General features: G+C 66.9%; 17 protein-coding genes and 1 tRNA gene. 4 read left to right on the forward strand and 14 right to left on the reverse strand.

The window, feature by feature from the left end:
- The 3 genes from VGC47_07250 to VGC47_07260 form a co-directional block, all read right to left on the reverse strand.
- The coding region (locus tag VGC47_07250; GenBank protein HEX9855093.1) for a cytochrome B6 at positions 1-362 on the reverse strand (362 nt) is incomplete at its 3' end.
- Entirely contained in the window at positions 359-1,840 is a 1,482-nt protein-coding gene (locus VGC47_07255) for an FAD-dependent oxidoreductase (GenBank protein HEX9855094.1), read from the reverse strand. The genes VGC47_07250 and VGC47_07255, both read right to left, overlap by 4 nt.
- 580 nt (positions 1,841-2,420) lie before the next feature.
- Complete coding sequence (locus VGC47_07260; protein ID HEX9855095.1) at positions 2,421-3,350, reverse strand: ethylbenzene dehydrogenase-related protein; 930 nt, start codon at positions 3,348-3,350, stop codon at positions 2,421-2,423.
- A 244-nt stretch (positions 3,351-3,594) separates the two neighbouring features.
- Here VGC47_07260 and VGC47_07265 point away from each other — a divergent pair, with 244 nt between their 5' ends.
- The gene (locus tag VGC47_07265) at positions 3,595-3,951 is read left to right on the forward strand and encodes a DUF5615 family PIN-like protein (protein HEX9855096.1); all 357 of its coding nucleotides are present in this window, start codon (positions 3,595-3,597) and stop codon (positions 3,949-3,951) included.
- 33 nt (positions 3,952-3,984) lie between these two features.
- Here VGC47_07265 and VGC47_07270 read toward each other — a convergent pair whose 3' ends face one another.
- Positions 3,985-4,572 (reverse strand): TetR/AcrR family transcriptional regulator, encoded by a 588-nt coding sequence (locus VGC47_07270; GenBank protein ID HEX9855097.1) that lies wholly within the window; start codon positions 4,570-4,572, stop codon positions 3,985-3,987.
- A gap of 155 nt (positions 4,573-4,727) precedes the next feature.
- Between VGC47_07270 and VGC47_07275 the strand changes: the two genes are divergently transcribed.
- Positions 4,728-5,462 (forward strand): hypothetical protein, encoded by a 735-nt coding sequence (locus VGC47_07275; GenBank protein ID HEX9855098.1) that lies wholly within the window; start codon positions 4,728-4,730, stop codon positions 5,460-5,462.
- A 116-nt stretch (positions 5,463-5,578) separates the two neighbouring features.
- On the opposite strand, the gene VGC47_07280 is transcribed toward VGC47_07275, so the two are convergent.
- Positions 5,579-5,651 (reverse strand) — tRNA-Asn (locus tag VGC47_07280).
- Between the two features lie 68 nt (positions 5,652-5,719).
- Positions 5,720-6,940, reverse strand: coding sequence for an MFS transporter (locus VGC47_07285; protein HEX9855099.1), 1,221 nt, complete (start codon positions 6,938-6,940; stop codon positions 5,720-5,722).
- A 254-nt stretch (positions 6,941-7,194) separates the two neighbouring features.
- On the opposite strand from VGC47_07285, the gene VGC47_07290 reads away from it, so the two are divergent.
- On the forward strand, positions 7,195-7,458 hold the full coding sequence (locus VGC47_07290; protein HEX9855100.1) for a YtxH domain-containing protein: 264 nt from the start codon (positions 7,195-7,197) through the stop codon (positions 7,456-7,458).
- 31 nt (positions 7,459-7,489) lie between these two features.
- Here VGC47_07290 and rpoD read toward each other — a convergent pair whose 3' ends face one another.
- The 7 genes from rpoD to recO form a co-directional block, all read right to left on the reverse strand.
- Positions 7,490-8,626 carry an RNA polymerase sigma factor RpoD gene (gene rpoD, locus VGC47_07295; protein HEX9855101.1) on the reverse strand — a complete coding sequence of 379 codons (1,137 nt, stop codon included), beginning with the start codon at positions 8,624-8,626 and terminating at the stop codon, positions 7,490-7,492.
- The gene (dnaG, locus tag VGC47_07300; GenBank protein ID HEX9855102.1) at positions 8,623-10,377 is read right to left on the reverse strand and encodes a DNA primase; all 1,755 of its coding nucleotides are present in this window, start codon (positions 10,375-10,377) and stop codon (positions 8,623-8,625) included. Before dnaG ends, rpoD begins: the two co-directional genes overlap by 4 nt.
- A 68-nt stretch (positions 10,378-10,445) precedes the next feature.
- Positions 10,446-11,504 (reverse strand): hypothetical protein, encoded by a 1,059-nt coding sequence (locus tag VGC47_07305; GenBank protein HEX9855103.1) that lies wholly within the window; start codon positions 11,502-11,504, stop codon positions 10,446-10,448.
- Between the two features lie 94 nt (positions 11,505-11,598).
- On the reverse strand, positions 11,599-12,900 hold the full coding sequence (locus VGC47_07310; protein HEX9855104.1) for a glycine--tRNA ligase: 1,302 nt from the start codon (positions 12,898-12,900) through the stop codon (positions 11,599-11,601).
- 137 nt (positions 12,901-13,037) lie between these two features.
- Positions 13,038-14,441 (reverse strand): multicopper oxidase domain-containing protein, encoded by a 1,404-nt coding sequence (locus VGC47_07315; GenBank protein HEX9855105.1) that lies wholly within the window; start codon positions 14,439-14,441, stop codon positions 13,038-13,040.
- A 123-nt stretch (positions 14,442-14,564) separates the two neighbouring features.
- A complete protein-coding gene (gene uppS, locus VGC47_07320; protein HEX9855106.1) occupies positions 14,565-15,302 on the reverse strand; it encodes a polyprenyl diphosphate synthase in 738 nt (245 codons plus the stop codon).
- Positions 15,295-16,017 carry a DNA repair protein RecO gene (gene recO / locus VGC47_07325; protein ID HEX9855107.1) on the reverse strand — a complete coding sequence of 241 codons (723 nt, stop codon included), beginning with the start codon at positions 16,015-16,017 and terminating at the stop codon, positions 15,295-15,297. The genes uppS and recO overlap by 8 nt, the downstream gene beginning before the upstream one ends.
- A gap of 127 nt (positions 16,018-16,144) precedes the next feature.
- On the opposite strand from recO, the gene VGC47_07330 reads away from it, so the two are divergent.
- Complete coding sequence (locus VGC47_07330) at positions 16,145-16,420, forward strand: 4a-hydroxytetrahydrobiopterin dehydratase (GenBank protein HEX9855108.1); 276 nt, start codon at positions 16,145-16,147, stop codon at positions 16,418-16,420.
- 9 nt (positions 16,421-16,429) lie between these two features.
- On the opposite strand, the gene VGC47_07335 is transcribed toward VGC47_07330, so the two are convergent.
- Positions 16,430-19,483 carry a sigma-70 family RNA polymerase sigma factor gene (locus tag VGC47_07335; GenBank protein HEX9855109.1) on the reverse strand — a complete coding sequence of 1,018 codons (3,054 nt, stop codon included), beginning with the start codon at positions 19,481-19,483 and terminating at the stop codon, positions 16,430-16,432.
- Positions 19,484-19,615: the final 132 nt, after the last annotated feature.

Consider the following 19,615-nt stretch of genomic DNA (forward strand, 5'->3'; position numbering starts at 1 on the left):
GCCGCCACGGTCACCACCATGAGGTGGGCCGACCAGCGGTGCACGTTCCGGATGAACTGGCCGAAGCCCACCTCGCTCTGCAGGAACTGGATGTTGCCGTAGGCCGAGCCGGGGCTGGGCACGTAGAAGAACATCAGATAGATCCCCGACACCACCAGTGAGACGAAGAGAGTGAAGGAGGCCACGCCCAGGAACCAGGAGTAGCCGAACCCAACCTCCTCGCGCCGTACCTTCACCGGGTAGATGTGGAGGAAAAAGCTTGTCCAGTGCGCCGCGGCCCGGTCCCGCGCCGTCTCTCGGGTGGGCTGACGCACAATCGACCGTCCGACGACGCTCCGGCGTAGTTGTTCCCCGAGCTTCATGAGAGGCTCCCGATGCTGAGCGGCACCCTGTCGGGAACCCCGACCCCGTTCCACACACCCATCGACAGGGCATTGGTCGGGCACCTCTCGATGCACAGGCCACAACGGATGCAGGTGGATTCGTCGAGGAGCAGGGCGGTGCCCTCGGTGCCCCCCACCTCTGGGGCCGGTACCAGGGCTATCAGGTCGAGCGGGCAGACGTCGGAACACAACCCGCAGAGCACGCAGGCGTGGACGTCGAGCAGGATGTTGGCGAAGCAGCGGAGACAGCGCTGAGCCTCACATCGAGCCTGTTCCTCACTGAATCCGACCTCCACCTCGCGAAGACCGATACGCCGCTCGGTGCTGAGCGAAGGGACCGACACCCGATCTTGACGGTCATAGGGGTCTTGTAGACGGTGGAACTGGTCGAGCACCACCATCCGGCCGGGAGTGTCTTCTTCTCGTCCGCCCCCGAAGGCGCGGTGGATCGACGCCGCCGCTCGCCGCCCGTCGGCGATCGCCTCGATCAGGCTACGAGGGCCATGGACGACGTCACCTCCTGCCCACACACCCGGGATGGAGGTTGCCAGGGTCTCGGAGTCGACCTCGATGGTGCCCCGGCGACTCGCGGTGGGACCGTCCGGCTGAAGTGCGGACAGGTCCACTGCCTGACCGATGGCGAGGATGACGGTGTCGGTGGCCAAGACCTCCCGGTCTTCCTGGTCTAGCGTTGGGGCGAAGCGGCCTGTCTCATCGAAGACCGAGAGCACGCCGACCGTCTCGACCCCTATCGCCCTGTCGTCTTCGACCAGGATGCGAGCCGGTCCCCTTCGGTGGACGAACTTGATCCCTTCGAGAAGGGCTTCGTGGATCTCGAATTCGGCGGCCGGCATCTCATGGCGTGCCTCGAGGGACACCACGGTCACGTCGGTGGCCCCGGCTCTTACCGCACTTCGCGCCACGTCCACCGCCTCGGTGAAGCTGGCCTCTGGGAGGGGCTCAGGCTCGTCGAAGCCGGAGAACCGCTGCGCCTCCGAGTAGGCGGCGGCCCGCAGCGCCGTTCTGGCGGCGTCCAGGGCGACGTTGCCTCCACCGATCACCACGACACGATTCCCTACATCGACGTGGAACCCCTGGTTGAGGTTGATGAGGAATTCCAATGCCCGGAACACCCCATCGGCCTGGTGGCCGTCGATGTCGAGACCGCGTCCCAGCGAGGCGCCAAACGCCAGGAAGATCGCATCGTGGCGCTCCCTCAGATCGCCGAACGTGACGTCGGTTCCCAGGCGGATGTCCAGGCGCACCTCGACCCCCAGGCTGACGACTGCGTCGATCTCGGCCCGCAGCAGCCGCCGGTCGAGGCGATACTCAGGGATCCCCAGCACCATCATCCCGCCCAGTTCCCCGGTCGCCTCGTACACGGTTACGCGGTATCCGAGGAGACGGAGATCGTGAGCGGCCGCCAGGCCGGCGGGTCCGCCGCCGACAATCCCCACGCTCTGGGGCCGCGACGTCCGAGGTGGAGCTGCCACCTGGGCCCAACGGGCGTTGGGCCCAGCCTCCACCCCGTATTGCTCGGTGACGAAACGTTTGAGCGCCCGGATGGCGATTGGCTGGTCGATCTCACCCCGCCGGCAGGCATCTTCGCAGGGGGCGGCACACACCCGCCCGCAGACCGAAGCGAACGGGTTAGGCAGGCGGGCTGTCAGGTAGGCGGTCAGATCGTCCCCGTCGGCTATGGCGGCCACATACATGCCGGCGTTGGTGTGAACCGGACAGGCGGCTAGACAGGGGATGTTGCGATCGAAAAACCGGAGCGTCTCCATCAGATCCACCCCCTGCGCTGGGCTACGCGCAGGCCCCACATTCCCAGCACCAGGAAAGCCGCCCACACCATCGTGCCCACGAGGTCGGCCACGGGCCGAGAGGCTTGGGCAACGACAGGTAACCGCAGCACCCGGGAGGGCAGCCAGACCGTCGCCAGGGCAAAGTACCCCACGATGCCCAGGCCGGTCAGCCCGGCTTCAGCCCAACCTCTATCTCTTGGCGCCATGGGCACCCCCGCGCTTATTTCGGCTAGCCGGCCGCCAGCGTCACCTCGATCCAGCCCTGGTTGGCACTTTGGGCATGGCTTTCGTCCTCCCAACCCTCCGGCCCGAAATCCGGATCCCAGAAGGCCAAGGCCATGCCTGACGAGGCGCCGGCCACCTCCAGTTGCCCGTCGTGTTCATCACCGGTCTGGAGGGGTCGCCGCATCTCGAAGATCCAGATCCCCTCCCCGTCATCGACAGGATTGGTGTGATTCCAGACGCCCAACAGGCTGTTCTCACCGGTAGCACTGTTGTCATCCTCACGCTCGTCGGGGATCGTCGCCCACTCGTCATCGAAGTTGCACCCCGAGTCGTTGCCAGGCTCACCGTCACCGGGACCCGCCACCGCCCCTCCATTCTCTTCTCCGGCGGTGCACTCGAGCTCCCAATGCCAGATGTCGACCATGCCCAGACTGGTCTCGCGATCCGGCTCCTCGGCTCCCATGTGCTCCCCGGCCTCGGCGTCGATCCGCCACATGACCGCAGAAGACCCCGACTGATGGGCATCCTCAGCGTTCCAGTTGTAGTCGTCCTCGACCTGGAACAGCACATAGACGAACTCCCCGTCGTGGGCCACCTGCACCGTCGCCGCCAGAGGCTCGACGTCCTCGCCTTCGATAGCCTCCAAGGTGAGATCAAGACCTTCGATTCCGCCCCAATCGGCGGGATCCCCGTCGACGTTGATCGTGGCCAAGGGAGCCTCCAATGTCCGTACCGGGCCCTCCTCATGCTCGTCCCCCGGGGCCGAGGTAGTCACGCCTGCGGCCGTAGTGGTGGCTTCCGGAACGGTGGTGGTCGCCGAGACCGCAGTTGTCGCAGTCGTCGCTTCTGAGGCAGTTGTGGTGCTCGTCCCACCGCCATCACAGGCGGCCAGAAGCAACACCAAGGCTGCGCCAACAGTCAGCGGGATCCTCATCGGTCCTCCTCTGCGTGACAGGCCAAACGGGCCACTTGACACTGGGTGGCCAGATCGTTCCTATTGCTACGGGACTTTGCCGCGCCCACAGCTCGATGCCAGAGGCGAAGGTCCCAAAACACTCGGGGCTTCTGACCAGAAGGCGGTGCGGCCGCGGGCCGCACGACGTGCTGGTCGCCGAACGCACTCGCCTCGCCGACGAGGCCGAAGCGTCGTGGCGGCGCCAACGCGAACTGCTCGAGAAGTGAAGGCCCTTCTCGACGAGATGCATGCTCCGAGCATCGCCGGCAGCCTCAATGACCAGTCCTTCGATGTCATCGCGGTCGCCGCCGATCCCGGACTGCGCGGCAGGTCGGATGAAGATCTCCTCACCCACGCTGCGGCTCCTGGACGTGCTCTGGTCACCGAGAACGTGGCGGACTTCATGCCGCTCGCTACGCAATGGGCCGGCGCGGGCGAGGCACACGCCGGTTTGATCTTCACCAACCCGAGACGGTTCAACCGGGCAACACTCGCCTACCCGGGGAACCTCATCGCCGCCCTCCGGGAGTTCCTCGCCGATCCGCCGATCACCGGCGTGTCGTGGATCTGGTGGCTGTGACGATGCGGCCGGCCACCGCACGATGTGCCCACCTCAACGCGCAGACCCCTGTTCGTTGAGCCATGTCGGGTCGAAGAAGTGGTTGAGGAAGTCCGCAACCCAACCTTCCCATTGGTCCATTGTCCAGCCCGTTTCCATGAGGCTGGTCACTGTCGCTGCCGAGTCGATTGCGGTGACTAGCTCTGCAATCTGTTCCAGGCTGAGATCGGGTCTTCTGACCTCGTCGGGAAAGAGGAGTTCGCAGACGGCCAATGCTCCCTCGAGCTTGTACTGGCGTCCCATCCGTTCGAGGTCCTTGAGTCTGGGATCGGACGAGTTGGCGTGAAACACCATGAGTTCGAGCTCCAGGGCGGTGCTCTCCCAAGTCTCCCGAGAGTCTCGTGCGGCGATACGGATCCTTTTCAGGGGGTTGGGTTCGCTTCGGAGAGCGTCGAGGAGTCCAGCGTCAGCGTCGCTGCCCTGGACCTCAACGTAATGGGCCGTGGAGTCTCTGAGCAGACCGATCTTGTCCTCGAAGATGTTGTAGATGGTCTGCTCGGAGACCTCGGCGCATTCGGCGACCTGTCTGACGGACGTGTTCTGAAACCCTTGTCTCATGAACAACGAGAGGGCCGCATCCATGATCGCCTCTCTCGTCTCCCGCGCTTGTGCCTCTCGCCGCGGTGCTCGATATTGCCGATTGACTCCATCGTCGGGTGGTTGTAGTGTCACTCAGATCACTGGGGTCTTACTTAAATGAGTATGTGGGCATCCAAGTCTGACAGGGAGGAGCCGCCTTGGCAACGGACACTCAGTTGAGAGACAGCCACACACGCAACGCCCCCGCCGAGAGAGGCGAAGCGATCACGATCCGAATCGGTGGCATCGCCGGTCTATTGGCCGGGCTCCTCGCCCTGAGCCTGAACTTCATCCTGCTGGGATCCGAAACCCCCGACCCGAACGCGCCAGTCAGTGAGATCGCGGCATATGTGCAAGGGCATACGGAAGCACTCATGGCTTCGACAACGGCAAGGTTTGGCGTGTTCTTTCTCTTGGTCATCTTTGGGGTAGGGCTCTATCGGTTGTCGAGAGGTTCATCCGAGGGCCATCATCGAGCTTGGGCTGTCATGGGCATGGCTGGCGTGGTTTGGCTCGTCTCTGTGGGAACGGTCTCGAACTCGATCGAGCTGGCCGGGGTGTGGCAAGCCGGGAGTCTGGATACGCGACCTGAGATGCTGATGACCATATGGAGTCTGGCCAGCGTGATGTTCGTTGCCAACGCCATCGCGTGGGCGACCTTCGTTCTCGGCTTCACGATGGCCGGCGTGGTCAACGAATCACTTCCGAGGTTGCTGGGCGGCTATGGGATCGTCGTGGCTGCGCTTTGCCTGGCGGGTGGAATCGGTGTTGGCTCTGTTGTCAATGAGGGGTGGTTCCAATATCCGTGGTTCCTGTCCGAGCTTCTCTTCGTGCTGTGGCTCTTCTCGACGGCTGGGTTGATGATCAAGCGATCAGTGCCGACAACCGCCTGACGAGACGAACATCTCACCCAGCGCGCCCTCTCCGCCGCCCCCGGGGTCGCGATCGGCCTCGTGAATCGATCCTTCGGGGAGGCAGGAACCCGTTCAGGGCCACGGATTCCGTCCGGCTCCGGGGGTGGGACTCGAACCCACAACCTACGGATTAACAGTCCGCCGCTCTGCCAATTGAGCTACCCCGGAAGGTTCCTCCGACTGGAGGCGAGCGATGGTACTACACGGTCCCTTCACGCCAGGAAGCCGTGATGGCGTCACGGATCGCTCGCCGGTCCCTCACTCATCGGCATCGTCTCAGGGAAGATCCACAAGAAAACCGAGGCGCCCACGAAGCCGATACCGCCAATGGCCAGGCATGCCGCCGCGAGGCTCGCCACAGACGTCACGGCGGCAACGGTCAGCGGACCCGTGATGCCCCCGATGTCGCTGACGAGGCGCCACCCGCCCAAGAACTCGTTGCGCCCGACACGGGGCGAGAGGTCGGAAGCGAGCGTCATGCCGAGCCCCGCCCCGAACCCGTTCCCGAAACCGAAGAGCACCCCGGCGAGCACCAGCCCGGTCAAGGTGGACGCCTGGGTCATGACAGCGAGCGCGGTCGCCATCAACGCCATGGCGGGAACCCCTGCCCATTTCCTGCCGAACCGGTCCATGAGTTGGCCGACGGGATAGAACAGCAGCATGTCGATGGCCGACCCGGCGGCGAACACGAACGAGATCCCGCTGGCGGCGACGCCGATGTGACCGCCCCACAGCGGGATGAGCGTGTCACGCGACGTCCTGATGAGCTGCAGGATGATCGAAACCGCTCCCCCGCTCACGAGCAGCCGCCGTCGCCCCGTGAAGGAGTCTCTCATGCGGCCGAGCGAGGCCCGCACCGTGACTTCGGCGCGCCGCGGTGTCTCGGCGGTGAAGAGGGCGAGCGCCACGAGCGCCGCCAGCGCCACGACTGCCTGAGTCACGAAGGCAGCCTCGAGGCCGTAGATCGCCACGGCCGTGCCCCCGATGATCGGCCCGACGAAGTTCCCGACGCGGTTGACGCCACCGAGCATCGACATCACGCGGCCCCGGAACTCCGGCGGCGAGATCTCGGTCGCATACGACATGCGGGAGAGCAGCCAAAGCGCCCAGCCCCAGCCCATGATCCCCACGAGGACGGCGTACAGCGGGAGTGACGGCCGCATGGCGATCCCCACGCCGACGACCGCCAGGATGACGGTGCCGATGGCCATGCCCTTGCGTTCCCCGAGCCTGGCGACGATGAGCCCGGCCGGCACGTCGAACATGAACGTGCCGATGCCTCGCAGAGCGACGATCGCCCCGGCCGCCGGCACGGAAGCGCCGAGGCTCAATGCCAGCAACGGCAGGATCGGCAGCGTGGCGCCCTGGCCGACGGCGAACAGGAACGTCGGCAGGTAGACGGAGGTCGACAGCGAGCGCACACGGAAGCTCGAAGGCTCCGGCATCGGGGCCGCCACGTCTGGAGCTCAGTCCGGTTCGACGAGTGCCGGAGGCGGCCACCCGTTTCGGGCCGATGCACACAGCCCGGAGAGAGCGAGCCCTGGATGGTTGTCGAGGTCTGCGGTCACATGATCTCCAACTCAGGCACCGCCTCGCAGACGGCGCGGCGACCTGGAGCCGGGCAGCGCGCCGTGTCGAGGGTGATTTGTGCACAATACACACGGACCTGTCGCCGGGTCGGTGGAAGCCCGAGGGTGCAAGAATGTCGATGATGAAACGACGAACCGCCTTGATGGCCGGCTTCGGGATCGGATACGTGCTCGGGGCCAAGGCCGGCCGTCAGCGATACGAGCAGATCCGCGGTATCGCCAGGACCATCGCCGAGAACCCACCGATCCGCCGGGTGCTCGACGACGTCGGCTACCTCGCCGACGCCGGAACGGCGGCGACGCGCTCTGCGATGAGCGAACGGCTCCACAGCGTGGGAAGCTCGATCCGCCGTTCCGCAGGCACCGCCTCTGGGTCCGGGGTCTAGACGAGCGTGTGCGTGCCGGTGATCGCCACGATCATGCACCCTCGAGGTAGCCCTCGAGCTTGCGCGCCCGTGCCGGCTGACGGAGCTTGGCGAGCGCCTTCGTCTCGATCTGGCGGATCCGCTCCCTGGTGACCCTGAAGTGGGCGCCGACCTCTTCGAGCGTGCGGATCTTCCCGTCCGCCAGCCCGAAGCGCATGATGAGCACCTGGCGTTCCCTCTCGTTGAGGCCCTCGAGCGCCAGCGAGAGGTACTCCTGGAGGAGGCGGAAGGAGGCGGCCTCCACGGGCACGTCCGCTTCGGTGTCCTCGACGAAGTCGCCGAGGGTCGACTCGTCCTCCTCGCCGAGCGGTGACTCGAGCGAGAGCGGGTCCTGGGCGATCCTGCGCAGCTCGGACACCCGGTCGGGCTCCATCTCCATCTCCACCGCGATCTCCTCGATCGTCGGCTCCCGGCCGAGATCCTGCATCAGCGAGCGCTGCGACCGAGCGAGCTTGTTGATCGTCTCGACCATGTGAACCGGCACGCGGATCGTCCTCGCCTGATCGGCCAGCGCCCGGGTCACCGCCTGCCGAATCCACCACGTTGCGTAGGTGGAGAACTTGAAGCCCTTGCGATAGTCGAACTTCTCGACCGCCCTGATCAAGCCGAGGTTGCCCTCCTGGATGAGGTCGAGTAGAGACAATCCCCGGCCGACGTACTTCTTGGCGATCGAGACGACGAGGCGCAGGTTCGATTCGACGAGGCGTTTGCGGGCCCTGTCCGCCTGGCGGGCGGCGCGCTCGAGTATCGCCCGCTCCCCGGGCGACAGCTCCTCGACGGAATCGAGCTTCTCGTCGGCTCGCATCCCCGTCTCCATCTGCATCGCCAGCTCGACCTCCTGCTGCGGCGTGAGCAGCGGGTAGCGGCCGATCTCCTGCAGGTACATACGGACGGGATCGGAGACGTGCACGAGCTCATCGTTCGTGAGCGCCGTGGCGGCGAGGGCGTCGTTCGAGTCCTCACGCACCGCGATACCGCCCTCGAGGAGGGCCACGAACACGTCGTCGAAGGACTCGGGGGGGGCGGTTGCGTCTTCCAGCTCCTGGTGCACCTCGGTGGCGATGAGGAAGCCGCGTTGCTTGCCTCTCTGCATGAGGCGCTCCAGCACGGCTCGTTCCAGTTCGGTCACTCACGCCTCCGCAGGTCTCGTCTTCGGCGCTCCAACGCTATCAACTCGGCGAACTTGTCGGAATGTCCTTCGCCCTGGCCGGGCCCGCTCCTGTCGATCTCGGTGCGCAAGTGTTCGATTCGGCGTTCGACCGCACCGAGCTTGAGCCTTATCACGACTTCGTCTGCGGTGGCGGGCGGCATGTCGACGAGCGCCAGACGCCGGAGGAGGCTGACGGCATCCGAGGCGTCGCCTCCGATCACGGCGCCGAGGTCGGGCGGCACCCCCGGGGCGAGACGCTCGATGGCGGGGGCGATCAGACCGTACGCCTCCCGATGGAGCGCGTCGGTGAACAGGTCGGCGTCGATCTCGTGTCCGGCAAGCCCGTGGTCGTTGGCGAGGAGGAGGCGAAGCAACTCACGTTCCGCCTTGTGCTCGCCGGTCAGCTGCTCGCCGGTTCCTTGGGTGCGCCTGGCGGTCCGGTGCGGTTGGGTCGCCCTTGCGAGAGCATCCTCGACGGCGCGCAGCTCCACCCCGGTCCGCCGGGACACGAGGACCGCGTATTCGTGCCTGACGAGCGGGTCGGGATGCGCCGCGATGACGGGGATCACGGCACGGACCGCTCTGCCGCGCGCCTCGGCCTCGTCGAGATCGAACGACTGCAGCTCCTTCTCGATTCGGAACTGGAGGAGGGGAATCGACTCGTCGATCGCCTTGAGCAGGATCGCCCGCTCCCCCATGGCGACGATCTCGGCGGGGTCACGACCCTCGGGAAGCAAGGCGACCCGCAGGTCGAGGTCACCTGGGACCGACTTCTCGAATCCGCGCAGCGCCGCCCCCGCCCCTGCCTCGTCGGCGTCGAATGCGAGGACGACCCGCTCCGTGAAGCGCCTCAAGAGGTCGAGGTGCTCCTCGCCGAGCGCCGTGCCGCATGTGGCGACCGCCACCGGGAGATCTGCCTGGTGGAAGGCGATCACGTCGGTGTACCCCTCCACCACCACCGCCTCGCCCTGGCGCACGATCTCCCCCTTGGCCAGGTTGAGGCCGTAGAGCAGCGAGGACTTGTGATAGATCTGTGTCTCGGAGGTGTTGAGATACTTCGGTGGCTCCCCGTCGAGCTGACGAGCGCCGAACCCGACCGGATCACCTCGAGTGTCGTAGATCGGGAACATCACGCGGCTCCGGAACCGGTCGACGAGGCGTCCTTGCCTGCTCCTGGACGCCAGGCCCGCCCCGACGAGCGCCGCCTCCGATATCTTCAGCCCGCCGAGGTGCTTGACGAGCCCGTCCCAGGCATCGGGCGAGTAGCCCAGCTTGAACTCCGATACGACGGAGGCGTCATAGCCTCGATTGCGCAGGTATGCCCTCGCCGACGCGGCGTCCGATCCGACCTTGAGACGATCGTGATAGAAGTCGACGGCCGCAGCGACGGCGGCGATCAACTCCTCGCGGTGCCCGCGACGTCGCTCCGCCGCCGGGTCCTCGGTGAGCGTCACGCCGGCCCGCCTCGCCAGCAGCTCCAGTGCACCCACGAAGTCGAGACCGTGGGTCTCCTGGACCCACTGGAACACGTCGCCGCCCTTGCCGCACCCGAAACAGTGGTAGAGCCCGCGAGCCGGATCGATCGACAGCGACGGTGTCTTCTCCTGGTGAAACGGGCAGACGGCCATGATCGAGCGGCCGCTCCGCTTGACCTTCGTCACCTCAGCGGCGAGCTCGGCGAGGTCTGTGCGCTCCCGCACCCTGTCGATGTCTTCGCGGGAATAGGCCACCAGGCGAGTGTACCGGTGACACAGGATCCACCCGGGTGCCCCGCCCAGCCACCCCCGATGCGGCTCGGCTAGCGGAGGGCGATGGTGCCGTCGGCGAGGACGATGGACCGCATCAGCGAGTCGATGCGGGCGATAGTTCCCTCGATGACCACGGGGTCGCCTCGCTCGATGCCGCTGCCGGTGTCGGAAGGCAGACCGACGGTGGCGTCGACGAGTGAGCTGCCGGCCGACTCGCCCGTGACCTGTCGGACGGTCACCGTTGCCTTGGTGCCCGGTATCGACCCGAGGTCGAGATCGGACGTGTACGCCCTGAGCGAGCGAAGCGACCCTTCCCACCGGACCCGGGAGCCGATGAGATCCTCCAGCTCGCGGTCCACGGCGAAGCTCAGCGCATTCCCTGAGAACATCGTTGTCACGATCCTGTCGAGGACGGCGGTGTCGAGAGTCGGCGGCGTCGGGATAGCGGCTTCGGGAGCCTGGTCGGGAGCCCGGCCGGCTACCGGCTCATCGACGGCAGCCGGCGGCCGGGGTTCGCCGAGGATGTCGAGCCTGGCGGGCGGCGGGGTCGGTTGCTCGACGACGGCGGGCATGACTCGCAGGGCGCTCGCCGACGCGATGAGGTCGCGGCCCTTCTGCACGAGCTGGTCGACCGAGTCCGTTAGCTGCGACTCGTGGACCATGGCGATGCTCGTCACCTCGATGGGCCGGTACGCCCGGAAGAGATCGCGAAGCAGGTTCGCCTTGTCGTCGCTGAGCCAGCGGCGAAGCGCCTCCTCGTCGTCCGTTCTCGTCACGATGAGCGAGTCGAGGCCCTCCCACCCGGTCGACACCACCGGCAGGCGGCGCGGCTCGAAGGCCGGCTCGTGGTCTCGGCCGAGCATCTGCAGGCCGAACTCGAACGCCGGATAGTGGATGCGGTACCGAGTGACGAACCGATCGCCGGCCACGACCCTACCGATCGCCACCGCAAGCTCGCCCCGCGAGCCGAAGAACGCATCACCACCGCCCAGGGAATGATCGACCGAAACGCCGAGGCTGTCGGCGATCTCCTCCCAGTCGGTGCTGCCGAACTGGGCGCTCCTCGTCCTGGCCGAGAAGAAGTCTCCGAAGCGCAACCGACCGTTCATCGATGATCACGGGTCATATCGCCACGCAGGCCGGCAGGCTCGAGGGCGGTGACTGCTCCTGGGGACTCGACCACGTCGGTTCGACTGTACGGCCTCAGAGCCGCTCACCCAGGTAGTCGCCGACCTTGTCGAGTGAGACCCGATCCTGCGCCATCGTGTCCCGATCGCGCACGGTGACCTGGTGATCCTCGAGCGTGTCGAAGTCGATCGTCACGCAGTACGGCGTGCCGATCTCGTCCTGGCGCCTGTATCTCCGCCCGATCGCTTGGGTGACGTCGTGCTCGACGGTCCACCGCGGTCGTAGCTCGGCCGCCAACCGCTCGGAGACCTCGATGAGCTCGGACTTCTTGGAAAGCGGGAGCACCGCAACCTTGATCGGGGAGAGGCGGCTGTCGAGGCGCATCACCACCCTGATCTCGCCCTTCACGTCCTCCTCGTCGTAGGCGTCGATGAGGAAGGCAAACGTCGTTCGCGTCGCTCCGGCAGCCGGCTCGATGACATACGGGTAGAAGCGGTCGTCTGTGTCCTGGTCGAAGTACATGAGGTCCTTGCCGGAGTGTTCGGCGTGTGCCTTGAGGTCGAAGTCCGTCCGGTTGGCGATGCCCTCCAGCTCGTCCCAGCCCCACGGGAAGCGGTACTCGACGTCGAACGTGCCGGCCGAGTAGTGCGAGAGCTCGTCCTTCTCGTGCTCGCGCAGCCGCAGCGCCTCCTCGCTCATCCCGAGGTCGGTGTACCAGCGCCTGCGCTCGTCGACCCAGTAGCGGAACCACGTCTCGGCGTCCTTCGGATGGCAGAAGTACTCCATCTCCATCTGTTCGAACTCGCGGGTTCGGAAGACGAACTGGCCGGGTGTGATCTCGTTCCGAAAGGCCTTGCCGATCTGGGCGATGCCGAACGGCAGCTTCATCCTCGCGGTGCGCCGGACGTTCTCGAAGTTGATGAAGATGCCCTGGGCGGTCTCCGGGCGGAGGTACACCTGTTCGCCGGCGTCCTCGACCGGCCCCATCTGGGTGCGGAACATGAGGTTGAACTGCCTGGGCTCCGTGAACGTGCCGCGCATGCCGCACGTCGGGCATTGGTCGGCATCCTCGAGCTTGTCGAGCCGATGCCTGCTGTTGCAGTTGCGGCACTCGACGAGGGGATCCGTGAACGATGCCACGTGGCCGGACGCCTCCCAGACCTCCGGTGCCTGGATCACCGCAGTGTCGATCCCGACCACGTCGTCGCGGGTCCGCACCATCGAATGCCACCACTGCTCCTTGACGTTGCGGAGCATCTCCACACCGAGCGGCCCATAGTCGTACGCCGACCGTAGGCCCCCGTAGATCTCCGACGACTGGAAGACGAATCCCCGCTTCTTGGCGAGGTTGACGATCGTGTCGAAGTCGGCGGGCATGGCCGCGGATGGTAGTTGTCGGGCACCGCCTCCCGGCCACGATGCGGACGGCCGGGGAGCCGCCCACGGGAGGTCCGAGGTTTCCCGAGCCCCTTCAACTCGGGAAACCTCGAGGTCACGCCTCCTCGTTGAGGAGGTCACGCCACCTCGACGATGAGGGCGGTCACCATGCCGAACATGCCCTCCTCACGCTCGACGTGCGTGAGGATGTGGCAATGCCACACCCAGATCCCGGTCTCGTCCGGGTGCATCAGCACCGAGTACCGCTCGCCCGGGGCGACGAGCACCGTGTCGGCCCAATACGGATGATCGAGCGGAACACCGTCCTTGGCGAAGACGAGCTGCTTGAACTGGTGCTGGTGCATCGGGTGCACTTGGAGACCCTCGTTGTAGTAGTGGGCGGCGATCCAGTCTCCCTCGCTGACCACGTACGGCTCGGTGGCCGGGAACGACTTTCCGTTGAGCGAGAAGCCGATGACGCCTGCGTCGTTGAGCACGAGCGGTATCTCCTGCGAGATCTCGAGATCTTCTGGAATCGTCACGCCCGAGATCGTCTGCCCGTACGGGATCGGCGTGTCGCCGATGATGAACGTCCCGAAGAGCCCGTTCGTCACCTGCATCTGGCCGTGGTGATGGGCGTGGTACATGCCGATGGCCGGGGCGCGAGCCTCGAACTCGTACGTGAAGTCCTCACCGGAGTCGATGAGCTCCTGGGTGATCGGGGCGACGCCATCCATGGCGAACGGGGTCGCGATGCCGTGCCAGTGAACGTCGGTGCCCATGGGGAGCTCGTTGTGCACGACGACCTGCACGTTGTCGCCCACGTCGACCCTGATCGCAGGGCCCGGAACCTGTCCGTTGTACGTCCAGGCATCGACGACCCGCCCCGGCTCGACCTCCCACGGCGTGATGGCGACGGTGAGGTCGAACTGCTTCGTCCCGTCCTCCAGGATCGCCGGCTCGAGCGGCTGGTTCCCTTTGCCCTCCGTCTCGGCAGGGAAGGCGAGGATGCTGTCCATCATCGCCTGGTCGAGAGCCGCCCAGTCGGTGTCCTCGCCACCGCGCGTCCCCTCGCCGGTCGGCGTCGGCGCCCCCGACTGCACGGTCAGGACCGCATGCATACCGGACGCCTCGTGCCCGGCGACGCTGCAGATGAGCTGATACGTGCCTTGGCCGAGCTCGCCGAGGTCGACGGTCTCGCTTGCGCCGCTCTGGATGTTGCCGTCGGTGCCGCCGATGCCCTGGACGATGAGGTTGTGCTCGGCGCTGCCGTCGTTGTGGACGGCCAGCTGGATGTGGCCCGGCGGGACCATGAGGTCACCGGTGATCTTGTACTCGGAGAGTGAGACGTGTGCCGTGATCGCCTGGCCTTCGACCGTGGGTGCTGCCCCGTCGCCGTCCGGCTGCGCGGCGACCGTCGTCTCACCTCGCGCCGCGCTGATACCGGCCACGACGACGACACCGATCGCCAGCACGACCGCGAGGATCACGAAGATGTCGAACAGCTTGCCCTGGCCTGTGAACGAGCGAGACTCCGCCACGACTGGTCCTCCACTGTGAAGATCGAGTTGTGGCGAGGATCACGAATGAGCATCCGATCGACCACGGCCGAAGGTCCCTAATGGGCCCGCCCGGGACCACGCCGCCAACACCGGCGTCCTCGGTCAGGCCTTGCCGAAGCGGCGCTCCCTGGCCTGGTACTCCTCGATGCACGCCGCCAGTACCTCCCTGTCGAAGTCCGGCCAGAGCACCGGGCTGAACACGTACTCGGCGTAGGCCGCCTGCCACGGGAGGAAGTTCGACGTGCGATGTTCACCGGAGCTGCGGATGACGAGGTCGACGTCCGGCATGTCCGGCACGGAGAGGTGGGAGGCGAACACCTTCTCGTCGACGGATGACAGCCCGCCCGCTGCCGCTTGCTGGGCGATCGCCCTGGCGGCTGCGACGAGCTCGGAGCGGCCCCCGTAGTTGAATGCGAACACGGTCGTCATGCCGGTGTTGTGCTCGGTGAGGCTCTCAGCCGAAGCGATCCGGGACCGGAGCGCATCAGGCACGCGAGGGTCGTGGCGGTCACCGATGAAGATGATCCGGGTGTTGGCGGCGTGGAGTTGGTCGCGGCGCCGCTCCAGCACGTCTGCGTTGAAGTGCATGAGGAACTCGACCTCGTCGGCCGACCGGGTCCAGTTCTCCGTGGAGAACGTGTACGCCGTGAGCCACTCGACGCCGAGGAGCCGGGCACCGTCGATGACGTCGAAGAGCGCCGGCTCCCCCTGGGCGTGGCCGGCTGTCCTCGGGTAGCCCCTCGCCTCCGCCCATCGGCCGTTGCCGTCCATGATCAGCGCCACGTGCCTCGGGACGCGGGCGCGGTCGACGCCGGGAGCGTATTCGCCCTGGTCAGACATCGAGCACCGCCAGGCTCTCGAGCCGCCTCTCGAGGTGGTACTCGAGGAACCGTCTCGCCACGCCCATCGCGTCCCTCGAGAGGTGAGGATCGACAGCCGGGAGAGCAGCGAGATCGGCGGCAGCTACCGCAGCCAGGTAGCCCGTCAGACCGGCTCGCAACGCGTAGGCGCCGGGGGTGCGGCACCGCTCGCAGAGCACCCCGCCGGAGGGAAAGCTGAACCGGCTCAGCTCTTCTCGGCGCCCGCATCCTGCGCACGCCTCGAGCGCCGGCGCCAGACCCACCGTCCCCGCCGACTTGAGGAGGAACGAGGTGACCAGGTCGGGGTGCGGTTCTGTGACGGTGTCGAGAGCACGCAAACCCCGCTGCAGCAGGAGGAACAGCCGCACCGACGACTCGCCTTCCGCCGAGACGGCGTCCGCCACCTCGACCATCGTCCCGGCGGCGACGACCCGGTCGAGGTCGTTGCGGAGTCGATGGAACGGCTCGATGAGGGATACCTGAGTGATCGTGTCGAGGTTGCGGCCCTCGTAGAGCACCAGGTCGACGTGGGAGAACGGCTCGAGGCGCCCCCCAAACCGGCTCCTGGTCTTCCTGACACCCTTGGCGACGGTACGGAGCTTCCCTCGATTGGGGCTCAGCAGAACCACGACACGGTCGGCCTCTCCGAACGGATAGGAGCGCAGCACTATCCCCTGGTCGTGTCGCAACGCCATTGCAGGTGTCCTCCAGCCGCGAGGGTAACGGCGCACGACGCCTGCGCGGTGCCGGGCACCGGGATCACCCGGATAGTCCGCCGTCCGGCTTACCCTGGTTCCCGAGTGGCAGATGAGGAGGCGTGTGATGACGCGACTCGACGACGAATCCCGCGGCGTGTTCCTCGAGGAGCACCCGGACTGGGCGCTCGAGGGCGAGTCGATCAGCAGGACGTTCGTGCGCAGGGACTTCAGGGACGCGATGGGCTTCGTGACACAGGTGGCGCTCGCCGCCGAGGTCGCCGACCACCATCCGGACATCGACATCCGATGGAACAAGGTGACGCTCGTTCTCAGCACCCATTCGGAGGGCGTCCTCACGGAGCGTGACACGTCACTTGCTTCGGCGATCGACGAGCTCTAGCGGCCCTGCCTAGCCGCCGACGTCGCACGACCTCACCGTGATCACGATGGTCCCGGAACGACTCCGGTTGCCGGCTCCATCCGTCGCCACGATGGTCGCTTCGAGCGTCGTCCGTTCCCCCTCGGGAACCAGGCCCGCCTCGAAGGTGAACGAGCCGGTGGCATACGGATCGTCGAACGCCATGGCGGTGACGCCCGTCACCCGGCTGCCATTGAAGACCGCCGACCAGTCGAGCACGACGGAGTCGATCCCCGACGGGTCGCTGACCCTCACGCCGATGCGGGCCCTGTTCGGGCCCAGCGGGCACGCCTGACCAGGGCCGAGCGCCTCGTACACGACGTAGTTGTCGACGAGAGGTCTGCTGAGCCGGGGCCCCTCGACGTCGCGGGCAGTCACGGTGAGTTGAGCGATTGTCGAGTTGCCGGTCGTGTCCGCGGCTCTGATCCGCACCGTGAGCGGGAAGAACCGCCCGAGGCCTCGCCTCGCCAGCGTGACCTGCCCGGACGCCGCGTCGATCTTCAAGACCTCGTTGGGATCGTCGAGGATCGCATAGGAAACCGAATCCCCCTCGTCCTCGTCGCGGGCGACCACCGTTCCGACCACCGTGTTGGGAGCGGCCCCCGCCTCGATCGAGAAGGCGTGGTCGTCGAGGAGGGGCGGCTCCGGCACGTCACCGACCGCCACCGCCACGACGAATCCGGCATGCGCCCCACTGGGGTCGACGACGTTTCCGCGCAGCTCGAGCGCCGCCGACTCCTCGTGGTTGAGGGTTCTCGAGGCAGTGACGACGCCATCGTCATCGACGGCCAACCAGTCCGTGTCACCGTCGGTCACCACGAAGGTGAGCTCGTCGCCGTCGATGTCGCTCGCCGACAGGGACCCGACGGTGGACCCGCTCCCGAGCCCCTCGTCGACGGAGACCCGCAAGTCGCTCGCGGTGGGCGCGTCGTTCACCGGAGCGAGATCGATCGCCATCGTCCCCGAGGCGATGGCAACGCCGTCCGTGACGTCGTACACGAAGGAGTCGGCGCCGTTGTGATTCGGCGGCGGCCGATAGATGACAGATCCCGCCGCCGAGATAGTCGCGGTTCCACCCTGTTCAGTGATGAGCTCACCCGACGTGGCCATGCTCACGGGATCGCCCTCGATGTCGTACCAGCCGGAGAGCGCGTCGAACGAGATGTCGACGTCCTCGCGGCCGGACACTTCGAGTGCCCCGTGGCGCGGCGCGTCGTTGCGCCCCTCGACCGTCACGCTCACCGGCACGGTCAGGGTCGCCTCGCCATCCGAGACCTGGTACGTGAACGAGTCGCTGCCGAAGAAATCGTCGGCGGGCACGTATGCCGTCACGCCTGAGGCGACCACTCCTCCCTGGGCGGTGAAGCGGTCGAACCCGGTGATCTCTATGGGATCGCCCTCGGGATCGACGATCCCGGCGAGCGGATCGATGCGGAGGACCGAGTCCTCGGCAACCGAGAACGATGGTGCGTCGACCAGTCGCGGTGCGTCGTTCACCGGTGTGACGGAGATCCGCACGGTTGCCGATGCCGTGTCACCCTCCGGGCGCGTCACGGTGTAGGTGAGAGTGTCCTGTCCGTTGAAGTCGGGTGCCGGACGGTATGTGATGGCGGACTCGCCGGCGGTGGCGGTCCCACTGCGAGGAGCGTCCCCGATCGCCATCGAGATGCCCGGCACACCGGCGCCGCCATCGTTGGCCAGGACATCGATGACGGCCGTGGTGTCCTCGGCAACGACCACCACGTCGTCGCGGGTGACGAGCGGTGGCAGCGGCGACCGGGGCTCGTCGGTGGCGGGCGGATCGACGGCAGGGTCGCCTGAGCCGACGGTGGTGTCGGTCGTCTCCCCGTCGTCTCCCACGACCGGTCCGGTGCCGCCTGCGAGAACGGTCGTGTCGGAGCTCGGGTCGGCGACGCGATCGATGGCGGCCGGACCGGCCGGAACGTCGTCCGACGTGATCACGGCGATGCCGCCTGCTGCGGCGGCCACGAGGAGCAGCACCCCGGCAGCGATCCCGGCGATGCTCTGCGCCCCGGCGCCGACCACCGCGGTCGTGGCGACGGCCGCCGCCGCGGCGGTCGTCGCGGTCCCGGCCGTCGCCGCGGTCGTCGCGGTACCCGCCGCCGCGCCTGTCGCCCCGGCGCCGGCTGCCGTGGCCCCCCCTGCACCCGACGCTCCATTGGTGCCGATCGTGGCGGCGGCGCTTGCTGCGGCGCCCGCTGCCGCAGTGGCCGCGGCGGAGCCCCAGATCGATTCCTGAAGCCCGATGGGAACGGGCACCGCCGCCAATGCAGCGAACAGCTTCAGGGGCACGAACAGCGTCCTGCGGTTCTCGTGGCAGACGCCGCACTCCCTGGCGTGCTTGTCGACGGACCTGCGCAACTCTGGAGTCAGCTCCGGTCCCCCGTGGGCGTTCACGATGGCGGCCAGCCCCTCGCAGTCGCGACGACCCTTCCGCACGAGCAGGTACGTCGCCATGGTGTCCGACACCGACTTCTTCATGCGGCTCACCATCGTGTAGGCGTTGCCCTTGGAGACACCGAGCACCTCGGCTATCTCGGCGCTGTCGAGACCGTGCCTGACGTGGAGGTCCATCACCGTGTACGTGCGCTCGTCGAGCCCGGCCGCCGCCTCCCAGACGATCTCGGCCGCCTCACGAACCTCGACCTGGTGCACCGGATCGTCGGTGAGGTCGACGGTGATAATGGCGAGCGATATCCGTTCCTCGACCTCGACATCCGTGAACCCGCCGACGGCCACCGCCCTCTTGGAGCGCTTGATGCGATTGAGGGCGTTGCGGTGAGCGATGGTGAAGAGCCAGCTCTTGAAAGAAGCGGGGTTCTTGAGGTGGCCGAGGCGCTCGAACGCCTTCACGAAGGTGTCCTGGGCGACGTCGGCGGCTTCGTCGCGATCGCGGAGCAGCCTCGTGAGGAAGTCGAAGATCTCCGCGAAGTAGCGCTCGTAGAGGATCGCGAACGCATCGACACCGCCCCGGCGGGCGAGCACGACGAGGTCGGCGTCCTCGGTCGGTAGCGCAGTTGTCATGCCTTCTCCGAGCCCCCCGTGGTGACCAACGGTAGCCGTACTTTGCGTCAGCGTGGCAGGGGAGCGGAGAGACCAAGAGGGACCGCTCCCGATGGAACGGTCCCTCGATCGATCATGCCGCCCCCACCAGGC

Source organism: Acidimicrobiia bacterium (assembly GCA_036396535.1).
Lineage (GTDB): Bacteria > Actinomycetota > Acidimicrobiia > Spongiisociales > UBA5794 > DASWKR01.